The organism is Agrobacterium sp. DKPNP3, from assembly GCF_052686535.1.
Genome location: NZ_JBQYSN010000004.1, coordinates 28,078 through 50,421, shown reverse-complemented (window position 1 = coordinate 50,421; position 22,344 = coordinate 28,078). Strand labels below are relative to the sequence as shown.

Genomic DNA, 22,344 nt, shown 5'->3' with positions numbered 1-22,344 from the left:
GTTATGCAGCCGGTTGTTCATTTTAAAAACGTCAACAAGTCTTACGGCGCTTCCCTTGCTGTCGACGATCTGGACCTGGCGGTCGCGCCGGGCCAGTTCGTTACCCTGCTTGGCCCCTCCGGTTGCGGCAAATCCACGACACTGAGAATGCTGGGCGGGTTCGAAACGCCGTCCTCCGGCGAGATCTACCTCGACGGACAGCCGATCTCGCATCTGCCGCCCAATAGGCGCAACGTCAATATCGTCTTTCAGGACTATGCGCTGTTTCCGCACCTGTCAGTCCAGCGCAATATTGCTTTCGGACTTGAATTGAAGGGGCTGGATTCGGCGTCCATCCACCGGCGTGTCATGGAACTCCTCGGTCTCGTCAAGCTGCAGGATTTTGCCGGGCGTATGCCTGAGCAACTGTCGGGCGGTCAGCGCCAGCGCGTGGCCCTTATGCGAGCGCTGGCACCGGACCCGAATGTCTTGTTGCTCGACGAGCCGCTATCGGCACTCGACGCCAAGCTGCGTCATGAGATGCAGATCGAGTTGAAGTCGATCCAGCAGACAACCGGCAAAACCTTCATCTTCGTCACCCATGACCAGGAGGAGGCGCTGACCATGTCCGACGTCGTGGTGGTGATGAACAAGGGGCGGATCGAGCAGATGGGAGCGCCTGATGATCTCTATGCACGCCCCCGTAGCCGCTTCGTCGCCGACTTCATCGGGCAGAGCAATTTTCTCGAAGGCCGATTGGTGTCTGCCGAGGGCGGTGTTGCAACAATTGAATGGCAGGGCAGTCTGATCCGGGCCGATCTTAACGGCCACCACCACGCCATTGGTAGCCACGTCACGATTGCGCTGCGTCCGGAAGCTCTGTTCTGTCTGCCCGAGCAGCCCAGTGATCGTCTTGCCCTCAAGGGCCAGATCGAGCGGCGTGTGTTCAAGGGCGCGCACACGACGTTGACTGTTCGTCTGGATAACGGCGCCCTCCTGTCGGCCCAGCTCGATCCGGTGGCGCTCTCGCATCTCGAAGACGAGACGGTCTGGGTGGGTTGGCGCGATCGCGATGCCGTGGTGCTGGCCGATTAATCCTCATGCCCGTCGGTGCCGATGGGCAACACTATATTTCAGGAGACCACCTGATGACTTTCGAACAGCAAGACCAGACCGGGCAGCAGAGACTAGCTGCGCTCAACGCGCGGGTGAGACAGGATCTGTCCTACCTCAACTATCCCGCAGCAAACTGGTCGAAACCTGTCTCTACCTCAGAGGGCCAGCGCGCCAGTGACGTCGTGATCATCGGCGGCGGCATGTGCGGCCTCGTTGCCTGGCATGCCCTGACACGGGCGGGGATTGCCAATATCCGGATCGTGGACCGGGCCGCAAAAGGCGAGGAGGGGCCCTGGGTGACATATGCACGCATGGAAACCCTGCGCTCGCCCAAGAACTTGCTCGGGCCAGCGCTCGGTATGGCGTCGCTCACCTTCCGGGCGTGGTACACGGCCCGCTTTGGCGAAGAGGCCTGGGAAGAACTCTTCCGCATTCCGCGACCGATGTGGATGGAATATCTGAGCTGGTACCGGCAGGTGATGGAAATCCCGGTTGAAAACAATATCCACGTCACCCGCGTCGTCCCACGGCCCGATGGGCTTCTGGAACTGGAGATCGAGGGTGGAAAGGCTGACCCGATCGTCACCCGGAAACTGGTGATGGCAACGGGGCGCGATGGCCTTGGAGAACCGACGATCCCGGATTTTGTGAAGGGCATGCAGCGCCACGTCAGCTGGGCGCATTCCGCCGACATGATTGATTTTCAGCGTCTGAAAGGGAAACGCGTCGTTGTCATCGGCGTAGGGGCGTCCGCGGTGGACAATGCCGCCGAAGCGCTCGAGCAGGGGGCCGGTGAGGTGCGTCTCCTTGCCAGACGCAAGACAATGCCGACCATCAACAAGTTGATGGGCATCGGATCGTACGGGGTCACCGCCGGCTTCGCGAAAATTGACCCTGAGTGGCGCTGGCGTCTCATGGATTATTCCGTCAAGCAGCAGACCCCCGCGCCCCACAATTCAACGCTGAGGGTAAGCCGGCATCCCAACGCCTATTTCCATTTCGACTGCGGTATCCAATCGATGAAGGAAGAGGGCGGCGAGGTCGTCATCACGACAATCAACGGCCGCGTCTTCCGGACCGACTTCGTGATTTTGGGAACGGGATTCTCAATCGACCCCGTCAGTCGTCCCGAACTCGACATGTTCAACGGGCAGATCGCCTGCTGGGAGGACCGCTATACACCGCCAGCAGGTGAGGAAAACCCGGGTCTTGGCAGGTTTCCCTGGCTGCAAGACGACTTCTCCTTCACCGAGAAAGAGCCGGGTGCCGCCCCTTGGTTGCGGCACATCCATTGTTTCAATTACGGTTCATCGGTCAGTCTGGGCAAAGTCAGCGGCGATATTCCGGCCATCAGCGAAGGTGCGCTCTGGCTCGCGCGGGGTATCGCCGCTTCGCTGTTCATTGCCGACATCGATCATCACTGGGAAGCGCTGAAGGCTTACGAAAAGCCCGAACTTGATGGGTCCGAATGGACCGATGCGGATGCCGACCCCACCATGCAGAAAACAGCCTGAGGTTAAGGCGATGAGCAAAAGAACCGTTTATTATTACCACGCGCTCAGTTCGCCCTGGGCCTATCTGGGCTGGCCGCAGTTCAAGGCGCTGATCGAAAAGTACGATCTTGATGTCGTCACCCGCCCCACCCGCATCGTCACCGAAAACGGTGGCGTTCCACTTCGTTCCAGACCGCAGCCGCGGCAGGACTACCACGCCGTCGAACTGGACCGCTGGCGCAAGCGTCTGGGTATGCCGCTGGTGCTGAAGCCCAGATATTATCCGACTAACAACGAGTTTTCCGCGCGTATGGTGATTGCGGCTGACAGACAGGGCCTGCCTGCACTGGAACTCAGTCACGCGCTTCTGCGCGCCCTATGGGCGGAAGAAAAGGACGTCACTGATCCGGACGTTCGTATCGAGGTTGCAAACAGTCTTGGTCTTGACGGCCGCTCACTTCAAGCGCTCGAAGACATGCCGGAAATCATGGCTGCCTGGCATGACAGCCACGCCGAAGCACAGTCTCGTGGGGTCTTTGGGACCCCCACCTGGGTTTATCGTGACACGCTCTATTGGGGGCAGGACCGCCTGACCTTTCTGGATGACGCTCTTTCCGAGGATTGAAAAACAATGACAGCAGCACCTTCAGAAGACGTGATCGATCGCGTCCTCGGCCTTGATGAAAGCTCCGATCTGGTGAAACTCCGCGAGCGACGTTCGAAGCTCAAACACCTGACGCAGACCAGCTATCTTGCAGCTTTGCGGCCGGCAGAGCCGCGCAACTTTTCCTACGCCTTGCGGGCGGCACTTGCCGCGCGTATGTCCGCTTTATGGAAGGCGAAAGAACTCCATGCGCACTACATTGAGCGGCTTGCCGAGGAGGAGGGAGGCTCCGACCACGCATCAGTCGCCGATCCGTCATCGGTCCTTCAGCAAGCGGATTCCCGTTTGCAAGCGATCCTGAACCACGTTGATCTCGTGACCCTTACGCCGAAGAATGCGACCCGGGAAAATATAGAGAAACTCTACGCCGTCGGTCTCGACGACCGCGATATTGTCACGCTCGCCGGCCTTATTGCCTATGTGAATTATCAGGTGCTGGTCGTCGCCGGCCTCAAGATGATGAGGGACAATTGATATGTCACAGCCTGTCCATGAATTCACCCTCGATGCGCTTGACTGGCATCCCTACGTCAAGCCTGTCGATCTCGCGACGGCGACGCCCGAGCAATTGTCGGCCCTGAAAGTGACCCCTTCCAATACGAAGGTATCCGCCTATGTTCTGGTGCTCGCCAATGAGGCGGAGGCGCTAAACGAGCGCACCCCGCTCTTCAACGATATCATGTATAGTGAAGGCGGATTATCACGCGGTGGGCGCGAGATCGGCGCGCTGGCGGCGTCCTTCGTCAATCACTGCATCTACTGCGCCGCGGTTCACGCCAACCGTTATATTCAGCTTGAGAAACGGCCAGAGGTCGTTGACGAGATATACGAGAACGGGCTGGATGCGGACCTTCCTGATTTCGAGCAGGCGCTGTTCAATTTCGGTGTCGATCTGACCGCACATCCAGACAATGTAGGGGTCTATCAATTTTATCACTTGCGGGAAATGGGCCTGGATGATCTTGAAATTCTCGACCTTATCCATTCCATCGCCATCTTCGGCTGGGCGAACCGGCTGATGCATACGCTGGGTGAACCACATCGGAAAGAATAAGTGAAGGCAACGGCAATTACGGGGACCGAGGCAGCCGTCCGCCCGTTCAGCGTCGCGCATCGCGATGTCCTCAAGATCGCGATACCGATGATGATCGCCTATCTGTCGACACCGCTAGTCGGTCTGGTGGCGACGGGTGTCATCGCGCATATGCGAAATGAGGCGCTGGTGGGGGGGGTGGCCCTGGCCTCCGTGATCTTCGACGTCATCTTCGTGACCTTCAATTTCCTGCGTGGTGCCACAACCGGCTTTACGGCACAGGCAATGGGCGCCGGCGACCGGGTGGCTGAACAGCGCATGTTGCTGAGTGGCCTTATCATCGCACTGGTAGCCGGTCTCTTGCTGCTGCTGCTCCAGGGTCCGATCGGCGTGCTCGGCATGAGCGTTATGGGCGCAGATGGGATTGTCGCCGAAGCCGCCACGACCTACTTCCACTGGCGGATCTGGTCGGCCCCCTTCGTTCTTTTCAATTTTGTCGCCTTCGGTTGGCTCATTGGCCGCGGTGAGGCCATGTGGAGCATGATCCTCCAGACACTGCTGAATGGCCTGAATGCCGCCCTCAGCATGCACTGGGTCATAGGGCTCGGTTGGGGAGTGGAAGGTGTCGCGATCGCTACACTGGTTGCAGAAGCCGTGACCGCTGTGGCCGGCGCAGTTTTGATCCTCGCCAAGACCGATCGCTCGGCCTGGCGGCTCCCGGACATACCGGCGATCAGACGATCTTTCGCGGTCAATGGCGATATGATGATCCGCTCTTTCGCGTTGCTGATCGGCCTGTCTTTTTTTACACGCCAGAGCGGCTTTCTCGGGATCGACGTCCTTGCTGCCAACACTATTCTGTTGCGGTTCTATTTCTTCGGCGTCGCCTTCCTCGATGGTGTCGCTACAGCGGCAGAACAACTTGCCGGCCGCGCCGTCGGCGCACGTTATCGACCCGCCTTCGATCGCACGATCAAACTGACGACACTTTGGGGTGTCATTTTCGCAGCGCTTGTTTCCTTGGCATTCCTGGCTGGCGGGGATTGGGTCATCACGCTGACTGCGCCTACCGATTCCGTCGCGAGGCTGGCCGACAGCTATCTGATCTACGTTGTGGTTCTGCCTGTCGTCGGCATCATCGCCTTTCAGATGGACGGCGTCTATATCGGTTCCACATGGTCCCGCCAGATGCGCAACCTCATGGTGGCATCCCTGATCATCTATTTCGCCGCCTGGGCGGTCCTTCAGCCGCTTTATGGCAACGATGGCCTATGGATTTCCCTGCTGTTGTTCCAGGGCGCTCGAAGCATCGCCTTTCGTTTCATGCTTCCGAAGCTAGCGGCGGCGACGTTCCGGTAAAGATGTGGCGGAAGGCTTTCAATTGGCAATCAGCCTTTAGCCAATGATCACAATAGAGGTATCGCCCACGACATCTGAGGATATTGCTCAGGGTGATCTGCGCAGGCGCGACGGCCCGGGATCATAAAGCAATCCTGTCTCGTCATCGTGATAGAGTGTTACGATTCCTACGATGGAACCTTCCCGTCACATCGAAGGCGACGATCACCGTACAAAATGAATGTGTGGCTTTCCATGGTAGGGGGAGGGAGAGACGTGGGCGTCTACGGAGAAGACGTCTCGAAGCATCTCGCGGGTCAGCACATCTTCGGGGGTGCCCGCAGCGACGACTTTTCCAGCCTGCATGACGAGCAACCGGTCGCAAAACATTGCCGCATGGTTCAGGTCGTGCAGCGCAATGATGCTGGTGACGGCGAGCTCGGAGACGAGGCGCAGAAGGCTGATCTGGTGATGAACGTCGAGATGGTTGGTGGGTTCATCAAGGATGAGTTCTGTCGGCGCCTGGGCAAGCGCTCGGGCAAGGTGGGTGCGCTGTTTCTCGCCGCCGGACAGGCTCTGCCAGGTGTCGTTCCGTTTGCCGGTCAGTTCCGTGCGATCGAGCGCACGGTTGACTGCCGCCTCGTCGTCGCTGGTCCAGCCGGAAAACATTGATCGATGCGGGAAGCGGCCAAGCTTGACGACATCCACGACCTTGAGATTGGCGTTGGTGGTGGCGTGCTGCTCTATGAACGCCACACGTTGCGCGATCGATTTTCTCCGGATCCTGCCGAGATCCTGTCCGTCAAGTGTGATCTGTCCCGAGAAAGGGCGATTGAGCCCGGCAAGGAGGCGAAGCAGGGATGTCTTGCCCGAGCCGTTTGGCCCGAGCAGTCCTAGCATTTCGCTAGGCCTGGCAATGAGCGACACGTCGTCGACGATCGTCTTGGAACCGACCTTCCAGACCAGATTGTTGGCCTTGATGCTCATGATGCTCGCTGCAGCTTGTAGAGAATGACCGAGAAGAAGGGGACGCCCACCAGGGCTGTGACCACACCGATAGGCAGAACCTGCTGCGGGACCAGGGTGCGCGAAGCAATGTCCGCCAGAACCATGAAAACTGCGCCTGTAACCGCACAGGCCGGCAGGAGCCTTGCGTGAAGGGGGCCTACAACGAAGCGGGCAGCATGCGGAACGACAAGACCGACAAAGCCGATCGTGCCAACCATGCTGACGATCGTGGCCGTCATGATCGCGGTCAGCGCAAAAAGAATGACCCGGGTGCGCCCAACATCGATACCAAGGGACGAAGCGGCCTCATCACCAAAGGCGAAGGCATCAAGAACGCGGGAGTAAAAGATGCACACAACCAGACCCAAGCCGACCACGACCGAAACAAGGGCAAATTCCGGCCAGCGGACACCGCCGAAACTGCCCAGAAGCCAGAACATGACGTCGCGTGCCTGCTGGGCATTTCCAGAGGTGGTCACAATATAGGAGGTTGCCGCGTTGAAAAGTTGCGACGTGGCGACACCCGCGAGGATCGTTCGGTCTGCTCCGCCGCGCGCGCCGTTCGACAGCAGCGCGACAAACACAAATGCCGCAAAAGCGCCAGCGAAAGCCCCGGCTGAAAGCGAGAAGGCACCGGCGCCAATGCCGAGGATGACGACTGCGACGGCGCCGGTCGATGCGCCGGCGGAAATGCCAAGCACGTATGGCTCGGCCAGCGGGTTGCGCAACAGCGCCTGCATGATGGCGCCACACAGCGCCAACCCCGCGCCGCAGAAGACCGCGACCAAAGCCCGGCTCAGCCGATACTCCCAGATCACGGTCTCATGAATCCGGTTGAGCTCGACCGTCGTCCAGCCCAGCTTGTTGGTGATGGCCGAATATGTCGTCGACAGGGGGATTGGCATGTCGCCAATTCCCACGCTGATGCCGACCGCAAGCGCGATGGCAGCAAGCGAACCAAGAGCGATCCCCACCATGGCGGGGAGCCGTTTCGCGTGGTTGCCTGACGATGTGAGGCCGGTGGGCGTTGTCACTTCAGACCAAGCGTCTTAAGTTGCTGAGCGATCTGCTCGGCGCCATAGATCGTGCGCACCGTCGGGTTCATGGCCTGACCATCCATGACGACGATCGCATTGTTCTTCACCGCCTGCATCTGGCTCGTGCCCGGATCGCTCTTCAGGAATTTGATCTTGGCCTCGGACTTATCAAGGTCCCATCGGTTGCGATCAACCTGTGCGACAACTATGACGTCCGGATTGCTGGCGATGATGCTCTCCCATCCAAGAGCAGGCGACTCGGCCTCGGACGTAATGGCGTTCGTTCCACCGAGCACATCGGCGATAAAGCCGGATGCACTGTTCTTGCCGCCAAGATAAGCATCGGCGGACGGAGAGGGGCTGGAGAACCAGAAGACGTAGGACAGCTTCTTCCCGTCCTTTGGTGCATCGGCACGCAGCGCAGCCTCGCGCTTCTTCAGGTCGGCGATCAGCGCGTTCCCGCGGTCGGCCACGTTGAATATCTGTGCGAGTTCGTTGATTTCCTGATACAGGCCGTCCATGGTCCAGAGTTTCGACCTGTCGCCGTAACCGAATTTGTCCTTGGCGGCGCCATCCGCAACGCAGGTGCTTGGCGAAATGTAGCTCGGCACGCCGATCTTGTCGAAATCTTCCCGCTTGGCGACCTTGCTCGAGGGGCCGAGCAGGCTCGGCAGCGCGGCCGCCACGAAATCCGGATTTTGTGACAGAATGGCCTCGAACGTTGGGAACTCGACGGTCAGAACCTTGACCTTCGCATTGGCTTCAGCAAGTTGCGGAAGAACCTTGTTCGGCCAAAAAGCTGTGCCGACCATTTTGTCCTCGAGACCGAGAAGCAGCATGATCTCCGCGCTGTTCTGCCCGAGCCCGACGGCGCGCTCCGGGGCCTTTTCGAACGTAACCTTCGCGCCGCAATTTTCAATCGTCAGTGGATAGGTTGTAGACGCAGCTAAAGTAGGCGCAGCCAGCATGCCAAAAATTGCGCAAATACCAGCACGTGTAAGCATCCTGTTCATCGTCTCGCTCATCCTTCCGCGGCCTCGACCAAGTTTCGGCATTCTGTAATCGTCGGCAATGATAAAAACAAGATTATAATCCTCATCTTTTTCGTTTCAGAAAAGCCAAATATTCTTGGCGATAGCCGCGCGAGCGATAACGATCATTCGGCGGTGAACCGACTTTCTCGTTGTCCATGGCGGGCGCATCGCAAGCAGAAGCGGCGGGCGGTTTGCTGGTTGCGCTGAATTCACCGTCAATGCCGCCGCCAGCACGGACCTAGGCTCAGGACTCGTTTTCTGCGTGGAAACCAACTGTTCTTTCGCCCTCGATCTCGGCGAATGGTTGGAGAAACACTGGATCGTCCGAGTTCACCGGACTCGCGGCCATGCGCAAACGCAGGATCAAGCGCTGGCATCAGATGCTGCAGAATCGCACTGTCGCAAGATTATGTCGTTCAGGATGACCTAGAAGCACAGATCGCTTGCGGTCTCCAAGTGAGCCTCGACAATCCCACCCCGGCCGACATCCATTTCGGACGCGGCCACGGCATCCTGTTCGGACGCGAAAGGATTAAGCCCGACACTATCAAACAGCGCCGCTTGAACCGTCAAACCAAAGCAGCTTAAATCAAACCTGCAAACAGCCGAATACTCCACTTTTTCCACCCCAAAAAATTTTTAATCATTCGACGACGGATAATAGCCTTATGTCTTTGCTTTCATCTCATTTTGACTCCCGACTTTTTCCGGCACCCATTGCGCTCAGCTTGTGGCACGATCAGATTTCCGTGATTTTCGACTCGCGCCCGCGCAATCGGTCGAAGAAGGTTATTTCGCATCCGTAGATGCTTACCTCGTCGGCGAGGTCGCCGTTGGCTTCATGAGAAGCCGGGCACAGCTCTTTGATCGATCTCGCCGAAAAATTGCACGCGACGGCATGGATGGCTATATCCTGCAGTTTTACACCAACGGGACGAGTGAAGATCGCCAGGGCCGGCATGCCGCCCGTCCTGGCGATCTTTACGTTCTTGACATGGCTCAGCCGATTGCCACAAGCGTCACGGATCATTCCCATCTCAGTCTCATCGTTGCACGCCGCATGCTGGCTCCCTTGCTAAAGGCACCTGACGAATGCCATGAACGCGTAGTGCCGGCTGGGTTGCCGATCGTGGCGCTGTTGCGCGACACGATGGCGAGCTATTTCCAGAATCTGGTAGACATGCCTGTGGAGACCGCAGAAGCCGTTCTTCGCCCCTTGCTCGATCTGGTTGCGGTCGCGGTAAGCGGCCAAGTCGATGAGGAAAAGACGGCATCGCTCAATTTTGCGCTTTTCGCCAGTGTGCGCCGGTATGTCGAAGCCAATCTTCTTGACTCTGATCTGGACGCACAGGTTGTCGCCGCCACTTTTGGATTATCTCGTCGTAGCCTTTATAGGATGTTCGAGTCGACGGGAGGCTTTGTCCATTATGTGCAAGAGCGACGACTCCGCAGAGCGCATGCTGCCTTGCGGGCGCTTGAGACCCGCCATGTACCTATCGCGACGATCGCCGACAAGCACGGCTTTCCGAATCCGGAAAACTTCAGTCGTGCTTTTCGCCGTCTGTTCGGGATGACGCCGAGGGAGGCAAGGGGGCTGGCTCTCGCTCTTTCACAAGGGCCACGTGTCGGAGAACCGCAAACGGCCTGGAGCCACTGGATCGGTCAGATCGGAAGGTGACGCCCCGAGCGCTTGGACCGCTGTCCGCATCGTGCCGCAAACTATGAATCTCAAACAAGAACTATGAATGCCGGCCGGATGCATTGCTGTATGCATTCGGTCCGTGTCAGCGGATGGGCAACGTCGATCTTTGAAAGGCCTGTCTCGTGTCACGCGCCGTACTTCCCGGACTAGCACTCGCCGCCCAACTTTGTGCTCCCGCGCTTGCCCAAGATGCCGGTGCACTCTTGCGCGACCGTGAGGTCCAGTCTGTGCAAACGCTGCCGAAGGCATTGCCCCTAAAGGCGAAAGACAATCGATCCGAGGCCGGCACGGTCGCGTCGGGAGGCATGACCGTAAAAGTCAGCCACCTGATCTTCTCAGGCAAGACAAGTCTGCTTTCTCCGGACGAGCGAACGCGGCTTGTCGATGCCGCCGCCGGAAAGGTCTTCGATCTTGCCGGTCTGCGCGACCTCACCTCGCAGGTGACGAGGCTTGCACAATCGAAAGGGCGCATGTTTGCGCGGGCGTTTCTACCGCCACAGGACGTCACCGAAGGCGTGGTCGAAATCGCCTTGATGGAAGCCCGTGTCGAGGACGTCGGACTGGTCCGGGTGGGATCTGTCCGGGTGAGGGACGAGATCCTGCGAGGGGTCGAGCATCGTTACCTGCAAGATCGTTCTTCAATGACGGAGCAGCAACTAGAGGCAGCGTTGCTGCAGATGAACAGTCTGCCGGGCTTGAAGGTCCGCGCAAGCGTGGAAGCAGGGGACAGCCCGGGCACCTCGAAAGTTTTGATCGGCATCGAAGAAGGCCCCCTGTTTTCCGGACATATCTGGACAGACAGTTTCGGTTCGGCAAGCACCGGAAGAGCCGAAGGCAATGCGCTTGTAAGTCTTAGCGACCCTTGGGGTTATGGCGAGCAATTCCGCTTCCAAAGCGTCGCCTCCCAGGGGATGGCCTACGGCCGGTTTTCAGGCAGTGCTCCCCTCGGCAGCGCAGGCACTTTCCTGAATGGGGCTTACAGCTATCTGACCTATCGCGACGTGACCGATACCGGGCGCGCGGCGGGTCTTGAGGGGGACGGGCATCAGCTGGCTTTCGGGCTTACCCATCCTATCCTTCGTGACCGGGCCACGGAAGTGACGTTTGGTGGGGTCGTGACGGGAAAGGCCCTCCGGAACGGTTCTGCGGCCGGGGATATTGATGACAAACGTCTTCTCACCGGCACGCTGTCTCTGAGCGGAGTCCAAAGGGATTTCGTCGGGACAACGAACTGGGGGCTGGACGTCACCTACGGTGCCCTTGATCTCTCTCGCGTGGCAAGCTCGGCCGCCGCCGCCGGCCTCCGTACGGAAGGCGGGTTCTCTCGTCTGAACGCCCGTATCGAACGCCAGCAGCGCCTGGCGGACCGCTGGCCCTTGATTGCGCGCGTGAGCGGCCAGTGGCCTTCGACGAACCTAGACTCCTCAGAGGAAATCGCCCTCGGCGGTCCCTACGCCGTACGCGGTTGGCCCATTGGCGAGGCTTCCGCCGACACGGGTGCGATCGGAACGCTGGAACTGCGTCACGACCTGGCCGTCCCGGAGGAGTGGGGACAGTTTCGACTGGGCGGTTTCCTTGATGGCGGCTATGCGAAGATCAATGCGCGTCCGCGCAGCACCGCACTCTCCACAGCCACGAAGGAGAACGAATACGCACTCTTTGCCACGGGGCTCACCCTCGGCTGGCAGCGCGAGAACCTTTCGCTGACTGCCGGCTGGGGCATGGGTCTCGGTGACAATCCGGGTCGCAGTGCGAACGGTGCCAACGTGGACGGCGGCACGGGCCGCCATCAGTTCTGGTTGTCCGGACGTGTAAGCTTTTAGGAGGAACGAGCATGAGGAAACGTTATGCATGCGTGCTGATGGCGCTGATGGCAGGCACGGCGCTTTCGGGGCCCGTCTTCGCCGACTCCACGGGTAGCTAGCAAATCCTCGACCATCCGCAGGCTGAGGGGGAAGCGGAAATAGAGCCACACCGCGTGGGTATGATTTCAGCGGGAAAGCGATGGCGGCGATAGAGCGGATCACGGTGTGCCATGGCCTAGCATCGCACAGCCATAGGACGTTTTGGGACTGGTGATGGATTGGCGACTTGCCGCTTTGCCATGGTCTTCTCGCGCGCCTTTCGGGTCCTTTGTGCAAAAGGAGTCCATGAGAAGATGACCCGTTGCAAGTAGGTCTATAACCCAAGTTCAAGGTCATGAGGTTCGAAACGCGGCGGTCGATGGAGTAACAACCTAATGTGGATATGAACCGTTATGGTCGCCGTCTACGTCGGGAATTACTTAGAGTAGGGCGTTGTGAAGAAGAGATGTGACGGTCGGCACGCGGAAGGTACCATGCAGTATGGCAAAACATACGACACCAAGGGTGAAACACTAGATAGCCATCAAGATGGCATGTGCTATCATGATGGCGAGAAGGTTTGAGGGTATAGTGGGTCTTGAAAAGGAGTATTCCATGGTAACCCCGCAACTATCTGTCCGCAGTTCCAAAGCTCGCGACCTTGCTCATAAGCTCGCCCGCCGAGAAAATCGCACGATCGCCGATATCGTTGAGCGCGCCCTCGAAACCTATGAGGCTCGTGAGGCAGGGCGTGAACCCGCTGCGAAATTTTACAGCCGTCTTTCATCGCAGTCGGGTACGGATATCGATCTCGATAGCATCATCGATGAGAACAGACGTCCTCACAAAGGCGTCGAGCTTTGATTTTTCTCAACACGAATGTGATGTCGGAGACTTTGAAGAAAGCTCCCGATTCAGCGGTCATAGCATGGCTGGTTCGTCACGATGCCGAATTGGCATTGCCGACGATTGCAGTTGCTGAAATCGCTTTTGGTATCCAAAAGATCAGGCCGGATCAGCGCGCCGATCGCTTGGACGAGGGACTTTTGAGTTGGCGCCGCCGTTTCTCTGACAAGATGTTTGCCTTTACTGAAGAAGCTGCATTGGCCTATGGCGATATCATGGGAGACGCTGCGCGGCAGGGGAGGGGGATGTCGGTTCCGGACGGCATGATCGCGGCGATAGCGCGGATCAATGGTGGCCGGTTGGCAACCCGAAACCTTAAAGATTTCGAGACAACGGGGCTCGAATTGATCTCGCCCTGGCAATTCTGACAGTGAGACCCGCTCCTACAACAATCGTGCCGCTCGCCCGCTTCTGCGGGTGGCGCTGTTGTAATAGCAATACGCGTGCTGAACCGACCGATGCCGTGATTGCTCCAGCGCTTAGGGAGGGGAGTGCCTCGGTTTACCGCTTCCGTGAGATAGCCAGACCGTAGTCCATGCGCCGAAAACTCTCCCGCTTCCAATCCAGCCATTTCCGCCCGCTGCTTGATGATGGCATTGACAGACTGCGGATCGAGCGCCCGTCTCGAAACGGTGCCCCATTTCCCGATCCCACGAAACTCGCTTCCCTTGCCGATTTTTGCGACCATCATCCAGACTTTCAGCGCCTCCACAGGCCGCCCGGCCAGATAGACGGTGTTGTCCTGCTCGCCAGTCGCGGTTTTCGTCCGCCCAAGATGAATTGCAAGAGAGGGGAGGGGAGGACCGCCTGGCATCTCGATCGGCGGCTCGATAGTCAATTGCTCCACGCGAAGCCCGAGGATTTCGCTGCGCCGGCGGCCGCCAGAGGCAGAGGTGACCATCAGGATTGCCTTCGCGTAGGTCGCGCAAGCTGTCGGAGGCGCAGGTCGCCAGCAGCTTCGTCAGAACATCGGCTGTAACTGCTTTTGCGCTCCTGCGCGCTCGGGCTCGCGGAACGGCGCGCACGGCCAGACGAATGGCGGATTTGAGGGCAGGGGTCGATCGCTCGCTTCTCCGGATCCCAGAGATGATGCGCCACGAATTTTAGGAGCAGCGCTTCGGTCGCCGGCCACGGCTTCGAGATAGGCCAGATCGGACGTCAGTGCCCGAAGCGTGTTGGCCCGATACCGGCGTTGACCAGGTGGTGTAGCGTTTCGATGTCCTAGTTGGTCAAAAGTTCGGCCAGTTCGTCCCGACGTTCGAGTGGAAGCACGGACGCAATCGTGTAGAGCTCTTCGGCACGCCGCTCGACGGATGTCTGTGATTTTGAAGGTGCGGCCACGGAGGCTCCAAGTTGACTGGTTTTGCGGCCGTTCTGGCCCTACTTTGCTGCGATCCTGTCTGATTTGCGGCTTCAGATCAGCAACCGTCGATAAGGGATACTTATCGATGGTTATAATATCACCCCGCAGTCATACCATGTGAGGAACTGCAATATTTATATAAAGTTACTTTAGCAAATAGTTTACCATAATTTCAATGACTTATGATCTCGCGAAAATCAGCATGACAGCCCTGATGCGGCCGGCTTTCGACGCCGGTGTCGCCTTGACGCGTCTCGATGAGCGGATTGCGCGCTCGCCGGTCGGCGCCGGCTTCCTTGAGCGGCTAAATTTCGCCGACGCCTGCGCATCCCTTTGGATCGATGGCGAACTCGTTCATCTCGAAGACCTCGTCCTCCACGACGCCACCCGCGATATCCGCACCCCCACCCATGAACTGACAATCGCCCGCGATGTGCTGCGCACGCGTCGGCGGATCGCTGGCCAATCCCTGGATTGGGCGCTCTCTGCGGACGGTATCCGCTCGTTGCGTACAACCTCGGAGATCGGGTCTGGCGGCGGGGACGTGGCGACGACGGCCGAAGTTATTTGGCCAGCGGCCGCGATCCACGCGGAAGGGGATGGAGAGAAAGGTGACGGTGGCAAAGATCTTCCCGGCGTCGACTATGCTGCCATCGATGCGGTACTTGCCCGATCGGAGGCCGCGATCGAAAACGCAACGCGGCCTAGCCGCACTGATACCGGCGAACGAGACCCTCTCGTCTATGATCTTGATTGGGACGAAGACGCGCGGCTCGACGAATGGCGCGACGTGTTACGCCAGGCCGAAAAATTGCCGGCGGTGCTGCATGCCATCGTTGCCCTCGATGCCTGGAACGAACTCTCCGTCCTTCAGCACGCGCCTTGGCTCGGCCGGTTGCTGGCCGCTTCGATCCTGCGCCAGGCGGGCATCACGTCAGGTGCCCATCTCGCGGCCTTCAACCTTGGCCTAAAAACCATTCCGGTCGATCGGCGCCGGCATCGTGATCGCGAGACGCGGCTGCTTGCCATCGCCCACGGTTTGCTGGCGACCGCCGAGATTGGCATGAAGGAACATGACCGGCTGGTACTGGCGCGAAACATGATGGATCGGAAGCTGGAAGGGCGGCGGACGTCTTCAAAACTGCCGGAGCTGGTCGAGTTGGTGATGGCAAAGCCGCTGGTGTCGGCCGGAATGGTGGCGAAAACGCTCGAGGTCACGCCGCAGGCGGCGCGGCGGATTGTTTTGAAGCTGGGGTTGAGGGAGATGACGGGGAGGGGGAGGTTTCGCGCTTGGGGTACTTTATAGCAGGATATTGTGACGCAATAATCTTGGGGACATTATGAGCGAGCGGACGAAAAGACAGCATGTGGTGCCCAGGTTCTATTTGCGGCATTTCACGCAGCCCGACGGCGAGCTTTGGACGCATGACTGTGTCAACGGATCTGTTCGCAAGACGACGCCCGAGAAAACAGCATACGAAACCAACATCTACACCCCGATCGGCGAGGACGGGGAGCGGATCGAGTTGATCGAAGATACGCTGGCCAAGATCGAGTCGCAGGCGGCGACCATCTATCCTGATCTGCTAGCATTCAGGGCCCTCGATCCTGTTGCAAAGCTCGACTTCGCAGCGTTTCTTGCCACCATGTTTGCGCGCAGTCCCGCACAGCTTCGTCAGTTTGCTCAGACCATGGGTCAGATGGCGCTACGGGGTGGCAGGCATTCAATGGAACGTGAGTTTCGCGAGAAGGAGGAGCGGGGCGACGTATCGGCCGCGGACAGAGCCATCCAGAAGATACTTCTCGACAATGAGATGTTCACTATGGATGTCGATCGCCGGGTTGGGTTGCTCGCCTTTCAACAGGCCGAGACCTTGATGCATTTGATGGCTCAGATGAACTGGAGCTATGAAATCAGCGAAAGACAGCAGCTGGTCACCAGTGACAACCCGGTTTTCTGGGTAAAGGGTGGCGGCCCGCCGCCTCCCCCGGGCTATGGATTCGGGTTGGGAAACTCCTTTGCGGTCATACCATTCCCACTTGGGCCGGGGGTGATACTCCGGCTTGACTGGCGCCGGGAGGGAGCTTGGAAAAAGTCCAAGCTAGAACGCCAGCGAGCGAAGCTCGCAAATCAATATCAGGCTAAGCACAAGGAAAGACTGCTGTTCTTTCGAGATAGCGAGCAGGGGCTCAGCGCGCTGGCTATGAAGTACAAGGCTCCTGTGAATCAGATCAACCTGGGAGTACCCACCCCAAACATTGATGTTGTCCGCAAGCTCTAGGGTGCAGTGAACAAAGGGGTACCGCCTTGATGGGAAAACTTCTTGGCGGCGAACGAGAGGCGGTGAGGCATGCGAATAGCAGTTCTAGGTTGGGGGTCGCTGATATGGAAACCAGAGAAGCTCGCGGTTAAACTCCCGTTCGAGCCTGGCGGCCCGCCGCTTCCTATTGAGTTTAGCAGGATTTCCAAAGACGGGCGTCTGACACTGGTTATCGATGAGCAGTGCGGGACGTCGTGCCCGGCACTCTATGCCGTCAGCACCCTCGAGGATCTTGCTGACGCTCGCGAAAGTCTCCGCGTCCGCGAGGGGATGACCCATGTCAACGGCGTGGGCTTCGTTGATCTGAAAAGCGGAGAGATAAGTGCCCGTGCAAGGGAACGCCATCCCGGTACTATCCTAGGAATTGCCGATTGGGGCCGCCGGATGGATTTTGGCGCTGTGGTCTGGACCGCTTTGGCGCCGAACTTCACTGAAGTCACGAAGCATCCTTACTCAACAGAAGAGGCGATCGCTTATCTCGGCACTTTGTCAGCTGAGAAGTTCACCGTCGCGGCCGAGTACATCAGGAAAGCGCCGTCTCCAGTCCTGACACCTGTCCGCACCGCATTCTCAAAAAGATGGCCCGCATGACAGATGGCGGCAACTATGGTTGCCCCCGAGGCCGAGTCAGGCTTTGCCTCCCATGAGGTTCAGTTTGTCGAAGAACACGCGATTTCGCTTTTTTGCGTCCGTCAGCAGCTTCGTATAATCAATCACTTCGAAATAGACCGAATGGTTCTTATGGAACCCGTAATAGCTCAGGCCATCGGGTGTGCCAGTCGCATCCCGATCAACAAGAACTTCACGCAGTGAGGGCGTGATATCGCAAATGATGTACGCGAATGTAGGCACCTTATCGTAGGCCAAAGCAATGGGTCGACCTTTTTCGTCTTTGACCTGGCCCTTACGAATGTCGCGGATCTGATCTAGCACCTGTTGAAGAGGGTTTTCCTGATCAGAGTAATCGTCTCTTTGCGGTCGCTTGAACTCGACGACGACCAGACTGTTAACCGGCTGCTGGCCCTCTTCACCTTCGGAAAAGGTGATTTTTCGGTCAAATATGAAAAGATCGGGCCTGAGCGATGACGTTGACTGAAACTCGTCTAGTTTCTTCAGCGGTTTATCGGATGACAAGAACCAATGATAAGTCAGGCGCTCGTCGATCATCCAGAGATTATGCTGGGAGTAGAGCGTATCTCTGTCCGTTGTGCGCATCGGAAAGAGAATGTTATGAACCGCCTCTTCCAGCGGATATTTTTCCGTCTTTCGGTCCGCAGAAAGCGCCTTGTCGAATAGCTCGATGACGATCTTTCGGTGCATAACGTATTGCGCCAGAGCGCTCGCACCCAACTCGTTAGACTGCTCCAAAAAATGTGCCAGCCTGTCCCGATACCCGTCGTAGTCTTTGAGCTTCGCAGCCTCTACCAAAATCTTGCCGCTTTCTCGCTTGAGCGCGACCTCTCGTCTATGAAGCTCACGATGCAGCGCTAGCTCGATATCTGTTTTGCTCGCGTTAGGTGCTATGTCTCTGATGAAGGAGGGCAAATAGCGCAAGAGCGGTTTATACTGCGGTGCATCTGTCTGGACGAATGTCATGACGCGTTGCGTCTTTATCTCGTTCAGCGTGGCGATGAGGGTTGCAAGGTCATTTTCAATAAATTCGATCGAGGCATCCCGGATCTCGGAACGACGGATCTCGCTCGTCACCACACCCAATAATTCCTCCTCGGTGTCTTCGCTCATTTCGAAGTCGGTGCGGAAATTATTGACCTTATCGTTTAGGTAGTCCCCTTGGACAACTGCGAGATATGCGAAGCTTTTCCCATCCACGTTCTGCAATTTCGTGGCGAGGTTTGGGACGAATTTATCGAGCATCTCGGATAACACGCCACGAGAATTTGCAGCGTAGATCAACTTATGCTTCGTCGCTCGCGGTGCGGTTAATCGGAATCCGTGAATTGTGAAGCTCTTGTCCCGGATCGTGAAGGAGCTATCCGCGGCATATTTCTCGAAGTGATCGCGAAAGACCTTGTTCAATGATGTCTTGATGCCGCCGTCGATGATGTCAATCGAGGGGCAATCCGGGCTCATCAAAACGATGATAAAATGCTCCGCAAGGCGCAGCGCCAGTTGGTCCACGTCGCGCGGGCACTCATCGTTGTAGGGGCGCTTAAAATTTTCGAGCCGAATAACGGTCCGCGACACCTGGTCTTTTGCTGGGGACAGTGATGCGAATTCTGGATCATAGTTGAAATCAAATGTGAAGCCTCGCCTCCAACGAGTAAGTTCACCGCTGTCGTTCGCTTCGAATATGCTATCCACCTCGACCCGTTCAAAAGCCTTGAGCCACATAAAACGCCAAGGCCCTTACCGCCCCGATCATATTTATGGTCCGAATAAGCCGTGTTGAACGATTCGAAATTGTCGTCGTCGAAACCGACACCTGTATCGGTAATGACGAACCCTTTTATAGCTGGCGTCTCTTCGGCAAAAAGACCAGGTTCTTCCCGTTCGATCTCGATTGTAATGCAGTGGTCGCGGTCAGCCGTACAATCTTGGATCGCTTGAAACGCATTCATTACGGCTTCGAAAAGCGGGAGCAGTGACTTCCACTTCGGAAGAGGCGTTTGCCTAATTTGATTGCGAAGATTCGTGCGGAGCATACCCGCTTGCGTTGGCTTTATTTGGTCCACTGTCGATACCCGCGAATATGTCGCGGGTTTGTAGCAGATATGCCTTCAGTTCGCTACTTCTACCCTGAGTCAAACAGTAACCAGGAGAGCTTTGCATCCGAGCTCGGCAAACAAGCGCGCACCTTGCTCACTCGGAGAAGTGCTTGGCGAAGTAGTCGATCATTTCGGATGATCGCGAGCCCTTGCGGAATCGACGGTTTTCTTCGAAATCGATCATCGGGCTCATGTGAATGAACTGTCCATCAGCGTAGATTTTGGAGATTCCGTCTGGATCCAAGCCGGCGGAGCGCAACCCAGCCATTCTATTGGCACCCTCAATTGCAGCGCCGATCATAACATCGGCAAGCTGCACGGCTGGGCTGACTTTAGAGTCCACCTGCATCACCTCTCTCAGTTTCAGCGGGAACTTAAGGCTGGCGATTTCCGTGGTCTGAAATTCGATCTCTTCGGAATGGTCGATGAATTTCTTGATCAGTGCGTTATAGGTGGTGAGGTTTTTGGACTGGTCGTGCTCGACCCTGTACGGCCCACAAGCCATCGCTTCCATCCTCGATATGAGAGATTGAAGTACGACCCACGCGGCATCGGTATTAACTCCTGGGGTCGCGATGGCTTCCCAGCAATCCGGGCATGCTTCTGCCACCGGTCCAAGAATTTCCTCGAGCTGCCGCCAATCAACGTTTCTGGCGGCGGAAACCAGCCTAATACGGGATAGGGGCGATTTTTCCTTCACCGCCAGCTGAAATGCCGTCAAAAGTTCGTCAAATCCTTCAGGGCCCAAAAACGTAGGTCCGACAGTATATAGTAGAGACGCCATCGCGTAGGTGCGGCCATCGACATAGAGGTCGTGGCCTCGCTTGTAGTAGAATGGCTCGACAGCGTAATCGACGAACATAAGTGTAAGCAGGTAGCGTTTGTCACAGACATAGGTGACGCATTCAAAATGTGCGTGAATATCGCGCAGCAACGCAAGAAGACGCTCGTGGTTTCCAGGTCGTCGCGACAAAGACCGGTATTTCAACTCGCCTGCCTGCAGGCGAGGGAAGTGGTCTCGGATAAGCCTGACAGCCTCATCATTCTCGATTGCGATCGCGGATGCACCTTGAAAACGCTGATCCGGATTCAACAAATCAAATCCAGTGTAACCGCTTTCGTCGATCCGGTAGCACTTCATCGAGCACCTATCTTTGATAATATTGTTACTGCACCCAAACCGAGCCGGTACGGAAACGCGCGTTAGAGCAGAATTTCGGCATTAAATCGTCTCGGTCTGGTCTACGTTCAGCCTTTGATCAGCAGCGTCAAGCAGTCTTCGGCACATTTTAGTCACTGGGAAATAGAACCACAGGGGTGGAGCTTGGGAACGATAATTAGCCTCGACATAGGTGCAATCGAGCTGACTTGGAGCAAAAACCATCCTGGCATCAATCACGGTCCATTGTTTCACGCCGTGGACCCGAAGGATATTAAGCACGCCGATCATTGGGATGCTCAGGAAAGTCCGGGCTACCGCGCTCCATTGCGGTCGATTTTCCCCCGTCTGGAGCTTATGGGTCATACGCTAACTAGAGCGAAGGCCGAATACGAAGCCGCCATCTCATTTGGCATCCAAGAGCGACGTGACAGAGCCGAATGGGATCCTTCGCCTATCGAATGGCCCGAGATGTTCACCTTCGATGAGATTTTCCTTCATATCCTAGCGGTCAGGCCTCAAAAGCTCTCGACGTCGATCGACGAGGAGGAGCAGAATCCGCGACGCGTCCTAACGCAGGCAGAAATGCAGCGGCTGCCTTGGTATGACATCGACAGCTATCAAGGTCAGAGCTTCGAAGCAGACACAGTTTTTTCAGAGTCGACCAGCGCTGGCTATCTTCTAGGTGGGTTCGATCCGTACACCGCCCTTCGTCTCCTCGCCGAGGCGCCAGAAAACCTTGATTGCGACGTGACGTGGCATTTCGGGCCACTGGTTGAGGGTGGTTACGCTGAGGCAGATGAATTCGAGCACGGTCTTCAAGATGCCGCAACGTTTCTAATCGTCACCGAGGGAAGCTCAGACGCAAAAATCCTTCGCCATGCGATATCGCTTCACTGCCCGGAGATCGCGGATTTTTTTCGGTATATCGACATGGAAGAAGGCTACCCATTCAGCGGAACCGGCAATCTGCTAAAATTTGTTCAGGGCCTCATCGCTCTTCGCACTCCAATTAATGTCGTCGCGATTTTCGACAACGACGCCGAAGGTGTGGCGGCATACCTGAAGACGCAACAGCTGAACCTTCGCGACAGTTATAGAGTTTGCCGATTACCGGATCTTGTCGAGTTCGAGCAATTCCCGACGAGAGGGCCGACCGGCGACGCAGCGGCCAACATCAATGGACGGGCCGCAGCAATTGAATGTTATCTTGACCTGACGCGCATCCCCGACAAGCGCTTGTCGAATGGGGTGGGTTTAGCCGTGATGCAGGTCAATATCAGGGAAGTTTGCTGGGGAAGACAGCTTATATGGAGGATTTTCTCTCCTTCAAAGGACGCAAGGACCGGCGGGGTGGATATGACATGTCCAAAATAGTCTCAGCGGTCGCTGTCATGGTTGCCGCATGTGTCAGCGTTGCCGAAGCTCAGGGGCTTGCCATGATATCTCGCCGACGACGGAGGTAGCAGCGTTTACCGCTAGTGTACCGCGTATTCTGAGGAATGCTTGTCTGGCCCTCCAGTGCAACCAGTATGAATGGGCAGTTCGCCGCACGGGGACACAACTCGATTTCGATTGTCTCTTCGCCGACCACTAGGGTGGGGCGGCCGCTCCGTCGGTA

General features: G+C 57.3%; 19 protein-coding genes and 2 pseudogenes. 14 read left to right on the top strand and 7 right to left on the bottom strand.

Going from position 1 to position 22,344, the window contains the following annotated elements:
• Positions 1-3 precede the first annotated feature (3 nt).
• Genes ACUTJJ_RS02175 through ACUTJJ_RS02150 form a run of 6 tightly spaced genes read left to right on the top strand, consistent with a single transcriptional unit; the run spans position 4 to position 5,644 of the window.
• Complete coding sequence (locus tag ACUTJJ_RS02175) at positions 4-1,074, top strand: ABC transporter ATP-binding protein (RefSeq protein WP_296067447.1); 1,071 nt, start codon at positions 4-6, stop codon at positions 1,072-1,074.
• 53 nt (positions 1,075-1,127) lie between these two features.
• Positions 1,128-2,609, top strand: a complete 1,482-nt coding sequence (locus tag ACUTJJ_RS02170) for an NAD(P)-binding domain-containing protein (RefSeq protein WP_445541141.1) — start codon at positions 1,128-1,130, stop codon at positions 2,607-2,609.
• Positions 2,610-2,619: 10 nt separating this feature from the next.
• Positions 2,620-3,213, top strand: coding sequence for a 2-hydroxychromene-2-carboxylate isomerase (locus ACUTJJ_RS02165; RefSeq protein ID WP_209090763.1), 594 nt, complete (start codon positions 2,620-2,622; stop codon positions 3,211-3,213).
• A 6-nt stretch (positions 3,214-3,219) separates the two neighbouring features.
• Complete coding sequence (locus ACUTJJ_RS02160) at positions 3,220-3,726, top strand: CMD domain-containing protein (RefSeq protein WP_296067456.1); 507 nt, start codon at positions 3,220-3,222, stop codon at positions 3,724-3,726.
• Between the two features lies 1 nt (position 3,727).
• Positions 3,728-4,306 carry a peroxidase-related enzyme gene (locus tag ACUTJJ_RS02155; RefSeq protein WP_063947596.1) on the top strand — a complete coding sequence of 193 codons (579 nt, stop codon included), beginning with the start codon at positions 3,728-3,730 and terminating at the stop codon, positions 4,304-4,306.
• Positions 4,307-5,644, top strand: coding sequence for an MATE family efflux transporter (locus ACUTJJ_RS02150; protein ID WP_445541140.1), 1,338 nt, complete (start codon positions 4,307-4,309; stop codon positions 5,642-5,644).
• Positions 5,645-5,848: 204 nt separating this feature from the next.
• Here the strand turns inward: ACUTJJ_RS02150 and ACUTJJ_RS02145 are convergent, their stop codons facing one another.
• Genes ACUTJJ_RS02145 through ACUTJJ_RS02135 form a run of 3 tightly spaced genes read right to left on the bottom strand, consistent with a single transcriptional unit; the run spans position 5,849 to position 8,672 of the window.
• Complete coding sequence (locus ACUTJJ_RS02145; protein WP_445541139.1) at positions 5,849-6,610, bottom strand: ABC transporter ATP-binding protein; 762 nt, start codon at positions 6,608-6,610, stop codon at positions 5,849-5,851.
• The gene (locus tag ACUTJJ_RS02140) at positions 6,607-7,608 is read right to left on the bottom strand and encodes a FecCD family ABC transporter permease (protein ID WP_063947593.1); all 1,002 of its coding nucleotides are present in this window, start codon (positions 7,606-7,608) and stop codon (positions 6,607-6,609) included. Before ACUTJJ_RS02140 ends, ACUTJJ_RS02145 begins: the two co-directional genes overlap by 4 nt.
• A 53-nt stretch (positions 7,609-7,661) precedes the next feature.
• On the bottom strand, positions 7,662-8,672 hold the full coding sequence (locus ACUTJJ_RS02135) for an ABC transporter substrate-binding protein (RefSeq protein WP_210180304.1): 1,011 nt from the start codon (positions 8,670-8,672) through the stop codon (positions 7,662-7,664).
• Between the two features lie 928 nt (positions 8,673-9,600).
• Between ACUTJJ_RS02135 and ACUTJJ_RS02130 the strand changes: the two genes are divergently transcribed.
• Both ACUTJJ_RS02130 and ACUTJJ_RS02125 read left to right on the top strand, forming a co-directional pair.
• Entirely contained in the window at positions 9,601-10,380 is a 780-nt protein-coding gene (locus ACUTJJ_RS02130; protein WP_445541138.1) for an AraC family transcriptional regulator, read from the top strand.
• A gap of 329 nt (positions 10,381-10,709) precedes the next feature.
• The gene (locus ACUTJJ_RS02125) at positions 10,710-12,227 is read left to right on the top strand and encodes a ShlB/FhaC/HecB family hemolysin secretion/activation protein (protein WP_445541137.1); all 1,518 of its coding nucleotides are present in this window, start codon (positions 10,710-10,712) and stop codon (positions 12,225-12,227) included.
• Between the two features lie 83 nt (positions 12,228-12,310).
• Here ACUTJJ_RS02125 and ACUTJJ_RS02120 read toward each other — a convergent pair.
• Positions 12,311-12,441 (bottom strand): annotated as a pseudogene (locus tag ACUTJJ_RS02120) (IS6 family transposase); the annotation flags it as partial.
• 422 nt (positions 12,442-12,863) lie between these two features.
• On the opposite strand from ACUTJJ_RS02120, the gene ACUTJJ_RS02115 reads away from it, so the two are divergent.
• A complete protein-coding gene (locus ACUTJJ_RS02115; protein ID WP_063947588.1) occupies positions 12,864-13,112 on the top strand; it encodes a type II toxin-antitoxin system VapB family antitoxin in 249 nt (82 codons plus the stop codon).
• Complete coding sequence (locus tag ACUTJJ_RS02110) at positions 13,109-13,522, top strand: type II toxin-antitoxin system VapC family toxin (protein WP_445541136.1); 414 nt, start codon at positions 13,109-13,111, stop codon at positions 13,520-13,522. The genes ACUTJJ_RS02115 and ACUTJJ_RS02110 overlap by 4 nt, the downstream gene beginning before the upstream one ends.
• A gap of 15 nt (positions 13,523-13,537) precedes the next feature.
• Here ACUTJJ_RS02110 and ACUTJJ_RS02105 read toward each other — a convergent pair.
• Positions 13,538-14,495, bottom strand: a pseudogene (locus tag ACUTJJ_RS02105) (tyrosine-type recombinase/integrase).
• A gap of 197 nt (positions 14,496-14,692) precedes the next feature.
• Here ACUTJJ_RS02105 and ACUTJJ_RS02100 point away from each other — a divergent pair.
• From ACUTJJ_RS02100 to ACUTJJ_RS02090, 3 genes are all read left to right on the top strand, one after another.
• The gene (locus ACUTJJ_RS02100) at positions 14,693-15,823 is read left to right on the top strand and encodes an RHE_PE00001 family protein (protein ID WP_445541135.1); all 1,131 of its coding nucleotides are present in this window, start codon (positions 14,693-14,695) and stop codon (positions 15,821-15,823) included.
• 34 nt (positions 15,824-15,857) lie between these two features.
• Positions 15,858-16,799, top strand: a complete 942-nt coding sequence (locus ACUTJJ_RS02095; RefSeq protein ID WP_445541134.1) for a DUF4238 domain-containing protein — start codon at positions 15,858-15,860, stop codon at positions 16,797-16,799.
• A gap of 69 nt (positions 16,800-16,868) precedes the next feature.
• Positions 16,869-17,429, top strand: a complete 561-nt coding sequence (locus tag ACUTJJ_RS02090) for a hypothetical protein (protein ID WP_445541133.1) — start codon at positions 16,869-16,871, stop codon at positions 17,427-17,429.
• Positions 17,430-17,465: 36 nt separating this feature from the next.
• On the opposite strand, the gene ACUTJJ_RS02085 is transcribed toward ACUTJJ_RS02090, so the two are convergent.
• The gene (locus ACUTJJ_RS02085; protein WP_445541132.1) at positions 17,466-19,190 is read right to left on the bottom strand and encodes a hypothetical protein; all 1,725 of its coding nucleotides are present in this window, start codon (positions 19,188-19,190) and stop codon (positions 17,466-17,468) included.
• A 468-nt stretch (positions 19,191-19,658) separates the two neighbouring features.
• Positions 19,659-20,705 (bottom strand): hypothetical protein, encoded by a 1,047-nt coding sequence (locus ACUTJJ_RS02080; RefSeq protein WP_445541131.1) that lies wholly within the window; start codon positions 20,703-20,705, stop codon positions 19,659-19,661.
• Positions 20,706-20,888: 183 nt separating this feature from the next.
• Here ACUTJJ_RS02080 and ACUTJJ_RS02075 point away from each other — a divergent pair, with 183 nt between their 5' ends.
• On the top strand, positions 20,889-22,100 hold the full coding sequence (locus tag ACUTJJ_RS02075; RefSeq protein WP_445541130.1) for a HEPN/Toprim-associated domain-containing protein: 1,212 nt from the start codon (positions 20,889-20,891) through the stop codon (positions 22,098-22,100).
• Positions 22,101-22,344 lie beyond the last annotated feature (244 nt).